18 protein-coding genes and 1 pseudogene are annotated in these 17611 nt (G+C 48.7%); 15 read left to right on the forward strand and 4 right to left on the reverse strand.

What is annotated here, in order from left to right; genetic code table 11:
- Positions 1 to 14 precede the first annotated feature (14 nt).
- From K0036_RS05985 to K0036_RS06010, 6 genes are all read left to right on the forward strand, one after another.
- Positions 15 to 467: a GNAT family N-acetyltransferase gene (locus tag K0036_RS05985; RefSeq protein ID WP_173692925.1), complete on the forward strand. Its 453-nt coding sequence runs from the start codon at positions 15 to 17 to the stop codon at positions 465 to 467.
- Complete coding sequence (gene dtd / locus K0036_RS05990; RefSeq protein ID WP_220430950.1) at positions 468 to 914, forward strand: D-aminoacyl-tRNA deacylase; 447 nt, start codon at positions 468 to 470, stop codon at positions 912 to 914.
- A 203-nt stretch (positions 915 to 1117) separates the two neighbouring features.
- Complete coding sequence (locus K0036_RS05995) at positions 1118 to 1621, forward strand: MarR family winged helix-turn-helix transcriptional regulator (RefSeq protein ID WP_025644416.1); 504 nt, start codon at positions 1118 to 1120, stop codon at positions 1619 to 1621.
- A 21-nt stretch (positions 1622 to 1642) separates the two neighbouring features.
- Positions 1643 to 3988 (forward strand): ABC transporter ATP-binding protein, encoded by a 2346-nt coding sequence (locus tag K0036_RS06000; RefSeq protein WP_220430951.1) that lies wholly within the window; start codon positions 1643 to 1645, stop codon positions 3986 to 3988.
- A 1-nt stretch (position 3989) separates the two neighbouring features.
- Complete coding sequence (locus K0036_RS06005) at positions 3990 to 5804, forward strand: ABC transporter ATP-binding protein (RefSeq protein WP_220430952.1); 1815 nt, start codon at positions 3990 to 3992, stop codon at positions 5802 to 5804.
- Between the two features lie 12 nt (positions 5805 to 5816).
- On the forward strand, positions 5817 to 6428 hold the full coding sequence (locus K0036_RS06010) for an HD domain-containing protein (protein WP_173692929.1): 612 nt from the start codon (positions 5817 to 5819) through the stop codon (positions 6426 to 6428).
- A 74-nt stretch (positions 6429 to 6502) separates the two neighbouring features.
- Here K0036_RS06010 and K0036_RS06015 read toward each other — a convergent pair whose 3' ends face one another.
- From K0036_RS06015 to K0036_RS06025, 3 genes are read right to left on the reverse strand one after another with little or no spacing between them, the layout of a single operon-like run.
- Complete coding sequence (locus K0036_RS06015; protein WP_025644413.1) at positions 6503 to 6760, reverse strand: spore coat protein; 258 nt, start codon at positions 6758 to 6760, stop codon at positions 6503 to 6505.
- A gap of 15 nt (positions 6761 to 6775) precedes the next feature.
- Positions 6776 to 6958, reverse strand: a complete 183-nt coding sequence (locus K0036_RS06020; protein ID WP_004607016.1) for a hypothetical protein — start codon at positions 6956 to 6958, stop codon at positions 6776 to 6778.
- Positions 6959 to 6992: 34 nt separating this feature from the next.
- Positions 6993 to 7736, reverse strand: coding sequence for a gamma-glutamyl-gamma-aminobutyrate hydrolase family protein (locus tag K0036_RS06025; RefSeq protein WP_220430953.1), 744 nt, complete (start codon positions 7734 to 7736; stop codon positions 6993 to 6995).
- A 103-nt stretch (positions 7737 to 7839) separates the two neighbouring features.
- Between K0036_RS06025 and K0036_RS06030 the strand changes: the two genes are divergently transcribed.
- Entirely contained in the window at positions 7840 to 8805 is a 966-nt protein-coding gene (locus K0036_RS06030) for a dipeptidase (RefSeq protein ID WP_220430954.1), read from the forward strand.
- A 69-nt stretch (positions 8806 to 8874) separates the two neighbouring features.
- On the opposite strand, the gene K0036_RS06035 is transcribed toward K0036_RS06030, so the two are convergent.
- Positions 8875 to 10101, reverse strand: coding sequence for an argininosuccinate synthase (locus tag K0036_RS06035; RefSeq protein ID WP_173692932.1), 1227 nt, complete (start codon positions 10099 to 10101; stop codon positions 8875 to 8877).
- A gap of 301 nt (positions 10102 to 10402) precedes the next feature.
- Here K0036_RS06035 and K0036_RS06040 point away from each other — a divergent pair, with 301 nt between their 5' ends.
- The 8 genes and pseudogenes from K0036_RS06040 (at position 10403) to argJ (ending at position 17601) form a co-directional block, all read left to right on the forward strand.
- Entirely contained in the window at positions 10403 to 10741 is a 339-nt protein-coding gene (locus tag K0036_RS06040) for a PadR family transcriptional regulator (RefSeq protein ID WP_025644407.1), read from the forward strand.
- Positions 10738 to 10866: pseudogene (locus tag K0036_RS19655) on the forward strand (hypothetical protein); the annotation flags it as partial. The gene K0036_RS06040 and the pseudogene K0036_RS19655, both read left to right, overlap by 4 nt.
- A gap of 802 nt (positions 10867 to 11668) precedes the next feature.
- Positions 11669 to 12082 (forward strand): FtsW/RodA/SpoVE family cell cycle protein, encoded by a 414-nt coding sequence (locus tag K0036_RS19540; RefSeq protein WP_259283435.1) that lies wholly within the window; start codon positions 11669 to 11671, stop codon positions 12080 to 12082.
- A gap of 411 nt (positions 12083 to 12493) precedes the next feature.
- Entirely contained in the window at positions 12494 to 13468 is a 975-nt protein-coding gene (gene proB, locus K0036_RS06050; protein ID WP_220430955.1) for a glutamate 5-kinase, read from the forward strand.
- On the forward strand, positions 13443 to 14690 hold the full coding sequence (locus K0036_RS06055) for a glutamate-5-semialdehyde dehydrogenase (RefSeq protein ID WP_025644403.1): 1248 nt from the start codon (positions 13443 to 13445) through the stop codon (positions 14688 to 14690). Before proB ends, K0036_RS06055 begins: the two co-directional genes overlap by 26 nt.
- 164 nt (positions 14691 to 14854) lie before the next feature.
- Positions 14855 to 15895 carry an N-acetyl-gamma-glutamyl-phosphate reductase gene (gene argC / locus K0036_RS06060; protein WP_220430956.1) on the forward strand — a complete coding sequence of 347 codons (1041 nt, stop codon included), beginning with the start codon at positions 14855 to 14857 and terminating at the stop codon, positions 15893 to 15895.
- 9 nt (positions 15896 to 15904) lie between these two features.
- Positions 15905 to 16351, forward strand: a complete 447-nt coding sequence (locus tag K0036_RS06065; protein ID WP_025644402.1) for a GNAT family N-acetyltransferase — start codon at positions 15905 to 15907, stop codon at positions 16349 to 16351.
- A 26-nt stretch (positions 16352 to 16377) separates the two neighbouring features.
- Positions 16378 to 17601 (forward strand): bifunctional glutamate N-acetyltransferase/amino-acid acetyltransferase ArgJ, encoded by a 1224-nt coding sequence (gene argJ / locus K0036_RS06070; RefSeq protein ID WP_173692936.1) that lies wholly within the window; start codon positions 16378 to 16380, stop codon positions 17599 to 17601.
- The last annotated feature ends 10 nt before the right edge of the window (positions 17602 to 17611 follow it).

Below are 17611 nucleotides of genomic sequence, written 5' to 3' on the forward strand. Positions count from 1 at the left end.
AGGAGAAAATGACAATGATCAGAGAAATCAGAGAAGAAGATAAGCAGCTGTATATGGATTTGACGGAAGAGTTTTATAATTCCGAAGCCGTGCTTCATCCGATTCCGGAAGCATACCGGGAGGCGACCTTTGATGAGATGATGCGCTCACAAGATTATGTAAAGGCCTATATTCTTGAAAAAGATGGGCAGGCCGCAGGCTATGGCCTGACCAGCTATACATTTTCACAGGAAGCCGGCGGCAAGGCAGTATGGCTGGAAGAATTGTATATCCGCCCCCAGTTTCGCTGTCATGGACTGGGAAAAGAGTTCTTTGCCTACGTGGATGAACAGATTGCCCCTAAGGTAATGCGCCTGCGGCTTGAGATCGAGCCGGATAACCTAAGGGCCAAGAAACTCTATCTGGCAATGGGGTATGAGGATCTTCCTTATGCACAGATGATAAAAGAAGTACAGGAGGTTAAGTAGATGCGTTTTGTAATACAGAGAGTGTCCGAAAGCGAGGTTAAAGTAGACGGACAGGTAATTGGAAAGATCGGGAAAGGCTTCATGGTGCTGATCGGCGTATGCGATTCCGATACCAGGGAAATTGCTGATAAGATGGTCAAGAAAATGCTGGGGCTTCGGATATTCGAAGACGAGGAAGGAAAGACGAACCTATCACTTGATACGGTGGGCGGAAGCCTCCTTCTGATCTCGCAGTTCACGCTGTACGCAAACTGCAAGAAGGGAAACCGTCCAAGCTTCATCGAGGCCGGAGAGCCGAAGATGGCGGAAGAGATGTATGAGTACATTATCGGGAAATGCAAAGAACAGGTAGAAGTGGTGGAGAGAGGCCAGTTTGGCGCTGATATGAAAGTGAGTTTGGTAAACGACGGGCCGTTCACGATTATACTGGATTCGGAGAAGCTGTAGGCTAAGTGGACACGTAACACTTTTTAAAAGTGTTACGTGTCCACTTAGCTTTTTTTGTTAAAATATCTAATTAAATTTCTGTAAAAAGTTATAGTGAATTCTTAAATAAATATAAATACGTTGACATTTATGGTAATATTGACTAATACAATCGTTAGATATCTAACTAATTGTTGGATTGGACTTTTGAGAGGAGGCGCATCATGCAGGATACAAAGGATGTATCTGTTTTTATACTGCTGTTTCAGATACAGCATCTAAGCAGATATCATGCCATGAAACGGCTGGAGGAACTGGAATTAAAGCCAGGGCAGGCCGGAATATTATTTACATTAAATGTGGAAGGGGTGCTCTCCCAGAGGCAGCTGGCCGAAAAGATTGGGATTACGCCTCCGTCCATGACGGTCGCACTTAGAAAACTGGAAGAACGGGGATACGTTCGGAAGGAGCCGGACGGCAGAGACCAGAGGATCATCAGAATCCGTCTGTCAGAGAAGGGGAAAGAATGTGTAGAAGACCTGAAGAAGGTTATGGGCGATATGGAAGAGATTATCTATCAGGGAATGTCCCGGGAGGAGAGGCTGCTGCTGAAGCGCCTGCTTCTGGAAATGCGAAAGAGTCTGATGGATTCGAAAGACTTTAAGGGGATGGATATGTGCTCTATCATGGAGAAGACCCGTCCGTCCAAGGGACCTAATGATTTCTAGAAAAGAAAGGAAAGACGCTATATGAGTAAATTATTGAAGTTTTTGAAGCCATATGCGGGCGCGGTCCTTGCGATCCTGTGCGTGCTGATCGTTCAGGCGTACTGCGACCTGTCGCTGCCTACCTACACCTCCGAGATTGTAAATGTAGGCATACAGCAGGGCGGCATTGATGAGACTGTGCCGGATACCATATCGGAGGAAGATTTGGATCACCTGCTGCTATTTGTGCCGTCGGATAAGCGAGAAGTGGTAGAATCCGCGTATAAAGAAGATGCGGGCGCTTATGATTACGACGGAAAAGTCATGAAGCTGAAATCTTCCGTGAAGAAAGACGAGGATAAGATGGATGAACTGTCCTCCCTTCTCGGCAAGCCTATGCTTCTTGCTTCCGGATTTGATTCAGACAGTGACATGACGAAGAAGATGGAAGAACAGATGAAGCAGCAGATGTCATCCCAGATGGAAGCGCAGATGGATGAGCAGATAGACAGCCAGCTGAAGGAACAGCAGCTGCCGGATGCTGCAAAAGAGCAGATGAAGCAGCAGATGAAAGAGCAGATGCAAAGTCAGATGCCGGATGTAAGCAAGATGTCCGTCTACGACATGTTTGAGATGATGGAAGATAAGCAGAGAGATTCTGCGGTAGGGGAGATCGAAAAGCAGATGAAATCCATGCCGGATTCCATGATTGAACAGGCTGCAGCCACATATATCAGGAATGCGTATGGCAAGATAGGCCTGGATACCGACAAGATAGAGACGGATTATATCCTGGGCACTGGTGCTAAGATGCTTGCCCTGGCGGCTCTTGGCATGGTGGCGAGCATTATCGTAGGGCTGATGGCGTCACGGGTGGGTGCCAGCGTAGGAAAGGGCTTGAGAAGAGACGTATTCCGCAAGGTGGTGGGATTCTCCAATGGAGAGTTTGATGAGTTCTCCACAGCCTCGCTGATCACTAGGAGTACCAACGATATCCAGCAGATCCAGCTTCTGACTGTCATGATTCTAAGAATGGTGCTGTATGCGCCAATCATGGCAATCGGAGGAATCTGGAAGGTATTTAATACGAACGTGGATATGTCCTGGATTATCGGCATTGCGGTAGGCCTTATCGTGATGGTCGTAATCGTGCTGTTTGTGGTGGTCATGCCAAAATTCAAGATTGTACAGAACCAGGTAGACCGGCTGAATCTGGTAAGCCGGGAGATACTGACAGGACTTCCGGTTATTCGTGCATTCAGTACGGAAAAATATGAAGAGAAGCGTTTTGACGGAGCAAACCGTGACCTGACGAAGACGAACCTGTTTGTAAACAGGGCTATGACTTTCATGATGCCTATGATGATGCTGATCATGAACTGCATTGCAGTGCTTATCGTATGGATTGGCGGCCATAGCGTAAATAACGGCACTATGCAGGTTGGCGATATGATGGCATTTATCCAGTATACGATGCAGATTATCATGTCCTTCTTAATGATCTGCATGATCTCTGTCATGCTGCCAAGGGCAGCCGTATCCGCAACCCGTGTGGATGAAGTCCTTGTGAGCCATACACTGATCCACGACCCCGAGAATCCGAAGAAACTTCCGGAGGATGGTCATGGAGAAGTGACATTTGATCATGTATCCTTCCGGTATCCGGGGGCAGAAGAGGATGTCCTGCATGACATATCCTTTACGGCTAAGCCAGGACAGACCACGGCCTTTATTGGAAGTACGGGAAGCGGCAAGTCCACGCTTGTCAATCTAATCCCGAGATTCTATGACGTGACCGAAGGGAAGATCACCCTCGACGGCGAGGATATCCGCAATATCACGCAGCATGAACTGAGGGATAAGCTGGGATACGTGCCGCAGAAGGGCATCCTGTTCTCGGGAGATATTGCTTCGAACATATTATATGGCAACCCTGACGGAAGCGAGGAGGATATGAAAGAAGCGGCTACGATTGCCCAGGCTACGGAGTTTATCGAGGCGAAGAAAAAGAAGTACCAAAGTTCGATATCCCAGGGCGGCTCGAATGTGTCCGGCGGACAGAAGCAGCGCCTGTCTATTGCAAGAGCGATCGCGAAGCATCCAAAGATCTATATCTTTGACGATAGTTTCTCCGCGCTTGATTACAAGACGGATGTGACGCTGAGAAACGCGCTGAAGGAAAAGACGGCCGACAGCACAGTCCTGATCGTGGCGCAGAGAATCAGCACGATTCTGCACGCAGAACAGATTATCGTACTGGATGAAGGAAAGATCGTAGGAAAAGGAACCCATGAGGAACTGCTGAAGAATTGCGATGAGTATTATCAGATTGCGTCTTCCCAGTTATCGGAGAAGGAACTGGAAGACAACGTAAAGGAGGTGGGCTAATATGCCAAGAAGAGGTCCGGGACATGGTCCGATGCCTGGAGAGAAGGCAAAGGACTTTAAAGGCACTATGAAAAAACTGATGGGCTATATGGGGAAATATAAGATTGCCCTGCTCTTTGTGGTCATATTTGCCATCGGCAGTACCATTTTCAATATCGTAGGCCCTAAGATTCTTGGAAAGGCCACGACAGAAATATTTACCGGCCTGGTAGGCAAGATATCCGGGGGAAGCGGAATTGATTTCACAAAGATCGGAAGAATTCTGGCGACATTGCTCTGCCTGTACTTATGCAGCGCCTTGTTCTCGTTTATCCAGGGATACATCATGACGGGCGTATCCCAGAAACTGACCTACCGGATGAGAAGAGAGATCTCCGAGAAGATCAGCCGGCTGCCAATGAACTATTTTGATAAGATGACCCACGGAGAGATCCTGTCACGCATCACCAATGACGTGGATACCCTGAGCATGAGCTTGAACCAGAGCGCGACACAGGTAATCACCTCGGTGACGACGATCATCGGAGTGCTGATCATGATGCTCAGCATCAGCCCGCTGATGACGGTGATCGCCCTGTTGATCCTTCCGCTGTCTATGGGGCTGATCTCTGTGATCGTCAAGCGCTCCCAGAAGTTCTTCAAAAGCCAGCAGAGGTACCTGGGCCATGTCAATGGGCAGGTGGAAGAAGTGTACGGCGGACATAGCATCGTAAAGGCATTCAATAAGGAGAAAGACGTGATCGCGGCATTTGACCGGGACAATGAGATCCTCTACCAGTCTGCATGGAAGTCCCAGTTCCTCTCAGGAATGATGATGCCTATCATGCAGTTTGTTGGAAATCTTGGCTATGTGGCTGTAGTCATTCTTGGTGGCTACCTCGCGATCAAGAAGACGATAGAAGTAGGCGATATCCAGTCATTTATCCAATACGTAAGAAGTTTTACCCAGCCGATCCAGCAGGTAGCGCAGGTGGCCAACATGCTTCAGTCCACGGCAGCAGCTTCCGAGCGCGTGTTCGAGTTCCTGGAAGAGCCGGAAGAAGACCAGACGGTGCCGGATGCAGTGGCTTTGGAAGGCCTGGAAGGGCGTGTGGAATTTGACCATGTGCATTTCGGATATAATCCGGATCATATCATTATCAATGATTTTAGCGCCAAGGTAGAGCCTGGGCAGAAGATTGCCATCGTCGGTCCTACCGGAGCCGGCAAGACCACCATGGTCAAGCTGCTGATGCGGTTCTATGACGTCAACAGCGGCGCCATCAAGGTAGACGGCCATGATATCCGTGACTTTAACCGCAGCGAGCTGCGCCAGATGTTCGGCATGGTACTGCAGGATACCTGGCTGTTTAAGGGGAGCATTGAAGACAATATCCGCTATGGCAAGCTGGACGCTACCCATGAAGAGGTGGTCGAGGCTGCCAAGGCTGCCCATGTACACCGTTTTGTACAGACGCTGCCGGGAGGCTACCGAATGGAACTGAACGAAGAGGCAAGCAATGTGTCCCAGGGACAGAAGCAGCTTCTGACTATTGCCAGGGCAATTCTGGCGGATCCGAAGATTCTGATCCTTGATGAGGCAACCAGTTCCGTAGATACCCGTACGGAAGTCCGGATTCAGAAGGCGATGGATAATCTGATGCGTGGCAGGACCAGTTTCATTATTGCACACCGCCTCTCAACCATCCGCGACGCAGACCTGATCCTTGTCATGAAGGACGGAGATATCGTCGAGCAGGGTACCCATGAAGAACTGCTGGCAAGAAACGGCTTCTATGCGGATCTTTATAACTCTCAGTTTGAAAGAAGCGCATAGGAGGGCAAAACTATGGAGCGTATAGATCAGCAGTTTGAATTCTTAAGAGAGATTGACAAAGAGAAGTTTATTGGCCGCCAGACTTATCTGACGGACGGAAAACGAAAGGAAAACGATGCGGAGCATGCATGGCATATGGCCATTATGACCATTCTTCTTGGCGAATATGCCAATGAAGAGATTGACGTCCTAAAGACGGTGACCATGCTGCTGATTCATGACATCGTGGAGATTGACGCGGGTGATACCTATGCCTACGACGAAGAGGGCAAAAAGACCCAGCGGGAGCGGGAAGAGAAGGCGGCAGAGAGGATATTCGGCCTCCTGCCAAAAGACCAGTGCAGGAAGATGAGAAGCCTGTGGGAAGAATTCGAAGCCTGCGAGACCAAGGAGGCTAAGTTTGCCCGTACTATGGATAACCTTCAGCCGGTCATGCTCAATGATGCCACGGACGGAAAAGCGTGGGAAGAGCATGGCGTTTGGCTTCAGCAGATACTGAACCGTAACCGAAATACTGCGGATGGCTCCCAAACCCTGTGGGAGTACTCCCTGAACCACTTTATCAGGCCGAATGTAGAAAAAGGCCGTATAAAAGACAGTGAAAAAGAAAAGGATAGCATCTGATCTGCAAAGAAAACAGCCGCCCGGATTCGGGCGGCTGCGCTTGTGTAAGGGCTGCTAGTAAAATATGCGGTCCATTACTTCATGGAAAGTCCAGTCAATACGGATTTTACGTGGTCGACTTCCTGCTGTGTCGCTTTTGCGGCAGGGACATAATAGCTCTTTTCTCTGGCAACCTGGTAAAGTTTTTCCTGAGACATTTCGCATTCGTTGCGAAGCTGCTTTAAGCAGGCTTTTAATTCCTTGTTTTCTGTCTGTGAGATCATTTCGCCGTAGCGTACAAGTTCTCCATTGACGCCTGCTAAGGCGTCAGATACCATTGTTTTGTCATCCAACATCTCGCTTACCTCCTATAAGAATTTCATCAAGTCTTGCTTATTCTTCATTGCAGATTGTGCAGCATCCTGGAAGAGTTTCTGCACTTCCGGATCCTGTGCCTGTGAGGCATAGTCCTGCATCTTGCAGTGACTTGTGTCAAAGCCGCCGATCAAGTGGCGTAAGTTCTGTAAGTCGAGTATAGATATATCAGCCATATTCGTTTCCTCCTTTTACCCTTTGGATTCAAGATTATTTTGTCCCTAAGTCGGAGAAAATATACTGTAGATTCTTAGCATCTGCGGCTTTTTTTAAAAAAGCATGGAACAACTTCTGCATAGGCTCTATGGACTGGTACATGCATTCCGGATGCCATTGTACGCCGAGGACGAAAGGACGGCTTACAGATTCTACCGCCTCGATGACGCCGTCAGAAGCGATGGCAGTAATCTTAAGGTCCGTTCCCAGCGTATGGACGGATTGGTGATGGAAACTATTAACGCACGCGGAGTCTCCTAGAATATTATATAGCATGCTATTTTGTGAGACCGTGATTTTATGGCTCGTGTCCGCGCGGCTCTCAGATAACTGCATATGGTTTAGGGAGGATGCCGGACGTAAGGCAAGATCCTGGAAGATGGTGCCGCCGAGGGCAATATTAAGAATCTGCATGCCCCGGCAGATGCCTAGGATTGGAAGCTTGGTCTGGAGGGCATATTCCATGAAGGAAAGGTGGAAGATATCCGTACGGGTATCCATCCGTCCACGATCTGTCTGTAGTTCTTCGCCGAACAGAAGCGGACTAACATCATCGCCTCCGCAGAACAAGAAGCCGTCGCAGATCTTCCCATAGTAAGGGAATGCTTCTTTTTCCCTGGTACAGGGAAGGATTACAGGGATGCCTCCGGCATCTTCCATGGCTCTGATGTAAGTCTGCGGCACGAATTGGCGCTGACCCATGTATCCGCACGCTACGATTCCGATGATAGGGTTCATAATATGACTCATCCTTTCAAAATAATGTTCACTTTATAGGCAAACGGAGTATACTTATAATTGACAAATGTTATTATGAAAGTATGAAAAGAGGCTGGTAATTATGAAACTAATCGATATGCACTGCGATACTTTATGGAAATTGATGGATCTGGATAAGAAGGGGAACCTGATGGAGAATGCCTGCAGCATCAGCATCCCTTCCATGAAAAAGGCGCGATCCAAGGCTCAGTTTTTTGCATGCTTTACTTATATAAAAGATTATGAGTCCAACGGAGGGTACAATAAGGCATATGAACATGTATTTGAGATGATCGCCTATATGAATTCTCAACTGGCAGCGTATGAAAGGGAGATATCCCTGGCCCGCTCTTATACAGAGTTGGAGAAAAACGCCGCAGAAGGAAGGATATCCGCATTCCTGACGGTGGAAGAAGGCGGAATCCTGAATGGGCAGATGAAGCGGCTGGAAGATCTCTATGGAAGCGGCATAAGGCTGATGACGATTATGTGGAATTACGAAAACTGCATCGGACATCCCGCCAGCAAGGACGCTTCCGTGATGTGGCAGGGGCTGAAGCCCTTCGGGATAGAGGTGGTCCGCCGGATGAATGAATTGGGAATGATCATAGATCTTTCCCACGCATCGGACGGTACGTTCCGCGATGTGCTGGAATACGCGGCAAAGGGCCCGGTGGTAGCGTCCCACTCCAATTGCCGGGCGATCGCGGACCATCCCAGGAACCTGTCGGATGAGATGATACGGAAACTGGCAAATGCAGGAGGTGTTGCAGGCCTGAACTTTTATGGCCCGTTTCTTGGAAACGATGAAGAGTCAAGAATTGACCAGATGGTGGCTCACATCCTTCATATGATCCGAACGGGAGGAAGCGAGTTTCCTGCTATTGGAACGGATTTTGACGGTTTTGACGGAATGAAGGTTATGGAGGTTCCGGATATATCGCAGATGGAAAAACTGTGGGATGCGCTGAAGAAGGCCGGCGTTGGGGAACGTCAGCTGGATAAATTATGGGGAGGAAATGTGGAGCGGATTTTAAATTACATATAGAGCATGACAAAGGCGGGCCGCTCGGTTTACGAACGGACCGCCTTTTGTATATTGGGATTCTATTTGGGATTATTTCTGGCTCTTTTCAACTTCCTGCATCTTCAGCGCGCGGACCTTTAGCGGCAGTCCGAACAGATTGATGAATCCTTCCGCATCATGATGGTCGTACAATTCTCCGGTGGTAAAGCTTGCCAGAGACTCGCTGTATAAGGAATATGGAGATGTGGTTCCGGCCTTGATGATATTTCCTTTGTAAAGTTTGAACTTTACTTCCCCGGTCACGTATTCCTGAGTGCTTTCGATGAATGCCTGAACGGCCTCGCGAAGAGGCGTGAACCATTTTCCTTCATATACGATCTGACTAAGCTTGTTGCCCATTTCTTCTTTTACTTCATAGGTGGCGCGGTCTAACACCAGTTCCTCCAGCTGCTGGTGGGCCTCATAGAGAATCGTTCCGCCAGGCGTCTCATATACGCCGCGGGACTTCATGCCAACCACGCGGTTCTCTACGATATCGCAGATTCCAATGCCGTGCTTTCCGCCAAGCTCGTTTAACTTGCGGATGATATCGGATACCTTCATCTCTTCCCCATTGATGCTCTTAGGAACTCCCTTTTCAAAGGTCATGGTGACGTACTCGCCCTCATCAGGCGCTTTCTCAGGCGTTACGCCCAATACAAGGAGATGGTCGTAATTTGGCTCGTTTGCCGGATCTTCCAGTTCCAGGCCTTCATGGCTGATGTGCCATAAGTTACGGTCACGGCTGTAGCTGTGGCTTGCGTCGAACGGAAGGTCAATTCCGTGCTGCTTGCAGTACGCAATCTCCTCTTCACGGGAATTCATGGTCCAAACGTCCGTCATTCTCCATGGAGCGATGATCTTAAGATCAGGGGCAAGAGCCTTGATGCCAAGCTCGAAACGAATCTGGTCATTTCCTTTTCCTGTAGCCCCATGGCAGATGGCGCTGGCGCCTTCTTTTCTTGCGATCTCAACCAGTTTCTTGGCGATCGCGGGACGCGCCATGGAAGTACCCAGGAGATACTTGTTCTCGTATACAGCGTGTGCCTGTACGCAAGGAACAACATAGTTGTCGCAGAAATCATCAACAATATCTTCTATGTATAACTTGGATGCGCCGGAAAGTTTAGCCCGCTCTTCCAGCCCGTCTAATTCTTCGCCCTGTCCGCAGTCTACGCAGCAGCAGATGACTTCGTAATCAAAATTTTCCTTCAGCCATGGAATAATGGCCGTGGTATCCAGTCCGCCTGAATATGCTAATACAACTTTCTCTTTCATGTGAAAATCCTCCTAATATAGAATCTTTATTTGACTTTTTTTAAATTCATAACTGCATCATTGTCAATCGCAAAACATACTATACACTATTTTTTATAAATATGCAAGAATATAATGAAAAAAAGTAAAAAATATACAAAATATGCATATGGGTTGAATATAAAGTGAAAAATATGCAGCCTTTATGAATAAATCTCCAGAAGAAATGTAAAGGCATCGCTTGACATATATCGACTATCTATATATTATATAGATAGTCGATATATAGGCCGTCGATATAAATTTGGAAAGGAGAAACATTATGGCGATTGATAGAAGCCTGGTGTCCGGAAGCACGTCAATGCTGATATTGAAACTGCTGGAAGGAAAGGATATGTACGGCTATGAGATGATTGAAGCCTTGCGCGAGAAATCGAACAACGTATTTGAATTGAAGGCGGGGACCTTGTACCCGCTTCTGCATGGGATGGAAGAAAAAGGATATCTTGGATCTTACGAGCAGGAGGAGGGAGGGAAGATACGAAAGTATTATAGTATTACGAAAGAAGGAAAGAAGATCCTGAAGCAGAAAAAAGAAGACTGGATGGCATATTCCAAGGCTGTCGTGGACGTATTAAGCGTACAAGGAGGGATGGCATGAAGACGGAAGAATACCTGAAAAAACTGACGGATCAGATCCGGTGCGCGAAAGCCAGGGCGGCGATTGCAGAAGAGATGCGCGGACATATCGACGAGCAGAAGCATGCCTATATGAGCGTTGGGATGGAAGCGGAGGAAGCGGAAGAAGCCGCTGTGAAAGAGATGGGGGATCCGGTGGAGGCGGGGAGCCTGCTGGACGGCATCCACCGGCCCAGGATGGCCTGGGGAATGATTGGCTTGATCGCCGTCCTTAGCATAGCAGGTTTCATAATCCTATATCTGCTGCAAAGAAATTTTAGCGATATGACCTTTGTGACAGGAAGCCCTGTGCATTTTGGGGGCTGGGCAATTGCTGGCTTTGCGGGAATGATAGGGGCGTGCTATTTAGATTACAGCAGGATCGGGCGCTGGGCAAAGGAGATTATGCTGGCGGCCTCTGTGGTTCTGCTTGTGGGCATAGAACATTACGGAACATCCATAAATGGCGCGATTGGCTGGATTTATGGATATCAGGTGAATGTGAAGCTGCTGCTTTTCCTTTTCGTTCCCTTGTATGGGGCTGTGTTATACCAATACCGCGGAGAGGGGAAACGAGCAGTCGTAAAAGGCATTCTTTGGATGGCCCCGGCGATTATGACCGCGCTTAAGATCCCAAGTACGGCTACGGTGCTTATCCTGTTTCTGGCATTCATGGCAGTGCTGTCCATTGCAATCTATAAGAACTGGTTCTGCGTGTCCCGCAAGGCAGCGCTTGGACTTCTGTGGCTATCTGCCTTCTTGCCCGCGATACTGTTCTGCCTGCATATATTTACAAGTGGCCCGCCCTATCAGCGTGCCAGGCTATGGGACATGGTGCATGCGGGGGCGACAGTGGAGAAAAATACCATAGGACAGATCCTGTCTGATAGCCAGCTGATTGGCAGCCCAAATGGGGGGACTTGGCAAGGTGGCGCGGCTTCCGGGCGGAAGCGACTATGTGCTTGGCTATATTGCGGCCTGCTATGGGATTCTTATCGCAGTGGCCTTTGCCACATTGATGACGGTCTTGTTCCTGTATTTCCTGAAACTTTCGTTAAAACAGAAGAATCAGCTAGGAATGATCATGGGATGCGGATGTTCTTTGGTACTGTTCTTCCAGCTGCTGGTCTATATCCTTATCAATATAGGCATAATGCCGATAGGAAGCGTCTACTGTCCATTCATTACCTATGGAAGATTCGGGATGCTGGTGACCTATGTTCTTCTGGGACTTCTTCTGAGTATCTACAGATACCAGGACGTGCCTCTTGAAATGCAGAAGTCCGTCCGGAAACGAAGAAAGAGAAAGCCTGTATCAAATTAAAAATCGGTCGAATTCTAAAAAATTACTTGACAAAGAGAAAAACATGAGTAAAATTATTAGAAAATGAGATACTAATGAACGACTATACACAAAAAAGGAGTAGTTATTATGAAAGGTTCGCGCATCATGAATCATGACAGCATCATAAATAACGCATGCTCTACTCTGCCTTCTATGGACAGTGTTGTTTTTGTGCCGTGCCGCCCCAATCCCCTTGGGGTGTATTTGGCATAAAATTCAATATTGTTTTTGGAAGATAGGATATCGTTGTACTTGTCGCTTTATATTCTGCATAAAAGAAATAAAGGGAAACAGAAGTGTAGCATATGCTTCTGTTTCTTTTTTTGCTCTTTTATACCGATCAAGCAGCAAAAGCGGCAGACACTTATATAAGCAGAGGAGAGAAAAATCATGGACTACAGGCAGGAATTGAAAGATAAGAAAAAGATTGTGATCAAGATAGGAACATCGACCATTACCTATCCGGAGACAGGAAATATCAACCTGGACAAACTGGAAAAATTCGTAAGGATACTGATCAACCTCAGAAATAAGGGAAAAGAAGTCATCGTGGTGTCATCGGGTGCCGTGGGCATTGGAAGAAATGTACTGGGCTTTTCTGAACGGCCAAAGGAGAAGCCGATCCGCCAGGCCTGCGCGGCGGTAGGACAGGGAAGGCTCATGATGATGTATGAAAAACTCTTTGCAGAGTACAGCCAGCTGACGGCACAGGTACTTTTGACGAAAGAGTCTATTACCAATGAAGAGTGCAAGAAAAATGCGAGGAATACGTTTGATGAACTGGCCGCAATGAACGTGGTGCCTATCGTAAATGAGAATGACGCGATATCCGTAGACGAGGAATTGTACGGAAACTTTGGGGACAACGATACAATGGCTGCGTATGTGGCGTCTCTGGTAGATGCGGATCTTTTGATCCTGATGTCGGATATCGAGGGGCTGTATACGGATGATCCAAAGAAGAATCCAAGCGCACGATTTATCCATACGGTGGGGCAGATAGACGGGGAACTGGAAAAGATGGGGAAGGGATCTGGAACCGGACTTGGAACCGGAGGAATGGCAACTAAGATAGAAGCCGCAAAGATCGCGACACGCTCCGGAGCGGATATGGTGATTGCCAATGGAGATAATATCTATACGATCAATGACGTGATGGCAGGAAAGAAAGTAGGGACGCTGTTCCTGTCAAAGGACAGAGGCGATCTGGCAGGAAATGAGATGGCGCCGGTGCGGGAGCAATTCCGCAGACAGGCGAAAAGGCGTAAAAAGGAAGGCATAAATAAAGAACTGGCAGGGAATGTTATTGGCAGCCAGATCAGTACAGGAGGACAGGCATATGGATTACATGCAGGAAATTGGTAGGACGGCAAAAGAAGCTTCATCCAAGGTTCAGTTCTTAAAGCAGACGCAGAAAAATGAAGGGCTGTGTTCTGTGGCAAGAGAACTGCGGATGCAGACGCCTTTTCTGCTTCGGGAAAATGCGAAAGACGTGGCAAGAGTCAAAGAAGAAGGAATGAAGCCGGCTATGATCGACCGGCTGCTGCTTACGGATCAGAGGATCCATGCCATGGCGGACGGGCTGGAGCAGATAGCGAAGTTAAAAGACCCGATCGGAGAGACTGTCTCTATGGAAGTAAGGCCCAATGGCCTGCAGATTGGCAAAAGAAGGGTGCCTCTTGGGGTAGTGGGGATCATCTATGAATCCAGGCCAAATGTGACGGCAGATGCCTTTGGACTATGCTTTAAGACAGGGAATGTGGCCATCTTAAGAGGAGGTTCGGATGCAATCCGATCGAATAAGGCGATCATAAAAGTGATTAGGGATGGGCTTAAGAAGGAGCAGCTGCCCCAGGATGCGGTGCTTCTGGTAGAGAATACGGACAGAGATGTGGCCACCCAGATGATGCGGATGAATGAATATATCGATGTGCTCATCCCGCGGGGAGGCAAGGGGCTGATCGCAAACGTGGTGGAAAACAGCACGGTACCCGTGATTGAGACAGGAACAGGCAACTGCCATATCTACGTGGACGCATCGGCGGATCTTGACATGGCGGTATCAATCATTGACAATGCGAAGACGCAGCGGATGGGCGTGTGCAATGCCTGCGAGTCTCTGGTGGTCCATGAAGAGATCGCGCCTGTGGCAATACCTGCAATCTACGAAAGGCTGAGGCAGAAGCAGGTGGAGGTGCGCGCAGATGACAGGGCCTGCCAGATTCAGGAAGGAATGACCCGGGCAGGGGAAGAAGACTGGGGAATGGAATATCTGGACGCAGTCATATCCCTTAAGGTCGTCTCCGGGATTGAGGAAGCCATTTCCCATATCAATCGGTATAATACCGGCCACTCAGAGTCTATTATTACCAGGGACTACGCCAGCGCGCTGAAGTTTCTGGATGAGATTGATGCGGCAGCCGTATATGTCAACGCATCCACGCGGTTTACAGACGGGCATGAGTTTGGCTTCGGGGCTGAGATTGGAATCAGCACCCAGAAACTTCACGCCAGAGGGCCCATGGGGCTGGAGGCGCTTACAACGACAAAATATATTATCTTCGGCAATGGACAGATACGTCCTTAAGCAGCATATTGGAAAACCCCCAAAAAAGTACTTGCATATTATGCATATTAGATGTATAATTATGCAAGTACTTTAATTTGGACCTGTATCTGGACATTTGTAAAAAAGTGGTATAATATTTACAGGTGCATGGTTATAAATACATTCAGGAGGATATAAAATAGATGATTAAAGTAGGAATTATAGGCGCTACAGGCTATGCGGGCGGCGAACTGGCAAGGATATTGATGGGGCACAAGGATGCAGAAATCGTATGGTATGGCTCCAGAAGCTACATAGATAAGAAGTACGCGGATGTATACCAGAACATGTTCCAGATCGTGGACGCCAAATGTCTGGATGACAATATGGAGGAACTGGCGAAGAAGGCAGATGTCATCTTTACCGCCACGCCCCAGGGATTCTGTGCTTCCGTGATCAGCGAAGCCATCCTGGCTGATACGAAGATCGTGGACTTAAGCGCTGACTTTCGCATTAAGGATGTGGCGACTTATGAGAAGTGGTATGGAATCCAGCATAAAAGCCCGCAATTTATAGAAGAAGCCGTGTATGGACTGTGCGAGATCAACCGGGAGGATGTCAAAGGCGCAAGGCTGGTTGCCAACCCGGGCTGCTATACGACTTGCTCGATCCTCACCGCCTATCCGCTGGCAAAAGAAGGGCTGATCGATATGAATACCTTGATCATTGACGCAAAGTCCGGGACCTCCGGCGCGGGAAGAGGCGCCAAGGTAGGAAATCTCTACTGCGAGGTAAACGAGAACATCAAGGCCTATGGAGTGGCAAGCCACAGGCATACGCCGGAGATTGAGGAGCAGCTGGGGTATGCGGCGAAGGAAGATGTGCGGATCAGTTTTACGCCGCATCTGGTTCCCATGAACCGGGGCATTCTGGCAACCGAGTATGCAACGCTTACGAAGCAGGCGACCTATGAAGATATAAAGGCAGTCTATGATAAATACTATAAGGAAGAGAAGTTCATACGCGTGCTGGAGGAAGGCGTATGTCCGGAGACAAAGTGGGTGGAAGGAAGCAACTACGTGGACATTAACTTTAAGATAGATCCCAGGACGAACCGTATCATCATGATGGGAGCCATTGATAATCTGGTAAAAGGAGCGGCCGGCCAGGCGGTACAGAATATGAACCTGATGTTTGGCCTTCCGGAAAGCGAAGGACTGGAACTTGTTCCAATGTTCCCATAGAGGTGGCTTATGATACGGACAATGACGATTGAAGATTACGATGAAGTATATGCCCTGTGGACCAAGATCCGCGGGTTCGGGCTAAGAAGCGTAGATGACTCCAGAGAAGGGATCGCGCGCTTCCTTAAGAGGAATCCAACAACCAGCGTTGTAGCGGTAGAAGATGGAAAGGTAGTTGGAAGCATTCTCTGCGGGCACGACGGACGAAGGGGCTGCCTGTACCATGTCTGCGTGGATGAAGATTACCGAAGACGGGGAATCGGGAAATCCATGGTGGTAAAGGCTATGGAAGAGTTGAAAATAGAACAGATCAATAAGGTATGCCTCATAGCGTTTACAAAAAATGATGTAGGAAACGCATTCTGGAACACGATTGGGTGGACGGAGAGGCTGGATCTGAATTATTATGATTTTGTACTGAATGAAAAGAATATTACGGCATTTAATGAACAATAACAGGCCGCATATAAGGAGGAAGAATTATGGAGATCATAAAAGGCGGGGTTACCGCGGCAAAGGGATTTGAAGCAGCAAGCACGGCAGCAGGAATCAAGTATAAGGACCGGACGGATATGGCGCTGATCTACAGCCAGGCGCCTTGCGTGGCCGCCGGCACATTTACGAAGAATGTCGTAAAGGCTGCGCCGGTCAAATGGGATCAGCAGGTAGTCGGAAGCGGCGCCAAGGTTCAGGCGGTCGTGGTTAACTCTGGAATTGCCAATGCATGCACAGGAGCAGAAGGGTTTGGCTATTGCAAGGACACTGCCGTGGCTGCGGCCAAGGCTCTGGATATCTCTGAAGATGGCGTGCTCATAGGCTCTACCGGAGTCATTGGAAAACAGATGCCGATCGATAAGCTGACTGCGGGCATTGATGTACTGGCTGAAAAGAAGAATGATACGCTGGAGAATGGCACAGAGGCAGCCAAGGCGATCATGACAACGGATACCTGCGAGAAAGAGCTGGCAGCTGTCATAGAAGTGGGAGGCAAGAAGGTGACCATCGGCGGCATGGCCAAAGGTTCCGGCATGATTCACCCCAACATGTGCACCATGCTGGCGTTTATTACCACGGATGCCGTGATTGCCAAGGAGACCCTTCAGAAGGCGCTGAGCGGGGACGTGGATGATACCTACAACATGATATCCGTAGATGGGGATACTTCCACCAATGATACGGTGATTCTGCTGGCTAATGGTCTGGCAGGCAATCCGGAGATTGCGTATGGAAGCCCGGAGTACGAGGAATTCGCGCTTGCCCTTCATACCATCAACGAGTATCTGGCCAAGAAGATCGCTGGGGACGGCGAAGGAGCCACGGCTCTGTTCGAAGTAAAGGCCATAGGATGCGAGAGCGTGGAGCAGGCCAAGACTCTTGCAAAATCCATCGTATGCTCCAATCTTACCAAGACGGCAATCGCCGGTCACGACGCTAACTGGGGCAGAATCCTCTGTGCGATGGGATATTCCGGCGCGCAGTTTGATCCGGAGAAGGTAGACCTGTTCTTTGAGAGCAAGGCAGGAAAGATCCAGATCATCGAAAATGGAACGGCAGTGGACTACAGCGAGGCAGAAGCCACGAAGATTCTCTCCGAGCCTGAGGTCACCGCTATCGCGGATGTGAAGATGGGAGCGGAGGAAGCAGCCGCATGGGGATGCGACCTGACCCATGGCTATATCGAGATCAATGCAGACTACAGAAGCTGATGCGAAAAAG

This window comes from [Clostridium] scindens, assembly GCF_019597925.1.
GTDB lineage: Bacteria > Bacillota > Clostridia > Lachnospirales > Lachnospiraceae > Clostridium_AP.

Bases quoted from the DNA above. Each gene is read 5' to 3' on its own strand.
- K0036_RS05985 (WP_173692925.1), top strand. From the start codon at position 15: ATGATCAGAGAAATCAGAGAAGAAGATAAGCAGCTGTATATGGATTTG.
- dtd (WP_220430950.1), top strand. From the start codon at position 468: ATGCGTTTTGTAATACAGAGAGTGTCCGAAAGCGAGGTTAAAGTAGAC.
- K0036_RS05995 (WP_025644416.1), top strand. From the start codon at position 1,118: ATGCAGGATACAAAGGATGTATCTGTTTTTATACTGCTGTTTCAGATA.
- K0036_RS06000 (WP_220430951.1), top strand. From the start codon at position 1,643: ATGAGTAAATTATTGAAGTTTTTGAAGCCATATGCGGGCGCGGTCCTT.
- K0036_RS06005 (WP_220430952.1), top strand. From the start codon at position 3,990: ATGCCAAGAAGAGGTCCGGGACATGGTCCGATGCCTGGAGAGAAGGCA.
- K0036_RS06010 (WP_173692929.1), top strand. From the start codon at position 5,817: ATGGAGCGTATAGATCAGCAGTTTGAATTCTTAAGAGAGATTGACAAA.
- K0036_RS06020 (WP_004607016.1), bottom strand. From the start codon at position 6,958: ATGGCTGATATATCTATACTCGACTTACAGAACTTACGCCACTTGATC.
- K0036_RS06025 (WP_220430953.1), bottom strand. From the start codon at position 7,736: ATGAACCCTATCATCGGAATCGTAGCGTGCGGATACATGGGTCAGCGC.
- K0036_RS06030 (WP_220430954.1), top strand. From the start codon at position 7,840: ATGAAACTAATCGATATGCACTGCGATACTTTATGGAAATTGATGGAT.
- K0036_RS06035 (WP_173692932.1), bottom strand. From the start codon at position 10,101: ATGAAAGAGAAAGTTGTATTAGCATATTCAGGCGGACTGGATACCACG.
- K0036_RS06040 (WP_025644407.1), top strand. From the start codon at position 10,403: ATGGCGATTGATAGAAGCCTGGTGTCCGGAAGCACGTCAATGCTGATA.
- K0036_RS19540 (WP_259283435.1), top strand. From the start codon at position 11,669: ATGGGGGGACTTGGCAAGGTGGCGCGGCTTCCGGGCGGAAGCGACTAT.
- proB (WP_220430955.1), top strand. From the start codon at position 12,494: ATGGACTACAGGCAGGAATTGAAAGATAAGAAAAAGATTGTGATCAAG.
- K0036_RS06055 (WP_025644403.1), top strand. From the start codon at position 13,443: ATGGATTACATGCAGGAAATTGGTAGGACGGCAAAAGAAGCTTCATCC.
- argC (WP_220430956.1), top strand. From the start codon at position 14,855: ATGATTAAAGTAGGAATTATAGGCGCTACAGGCTATGCGGGCGGCGAA.
- K0036_RS06065 (WP_025644402.1), top strand. From the start codon at position 15,905: ATGATACGGACAATGACGATTGAAGATTACGATGAAGTATATGCCCTG.
- argJ (WP_173692936.1), top strand. From the start codon at position 16,378: ATGGAGATCATAAAAGGCGGGGTTACCGCGGCAAAGGGATTTGAAGCA.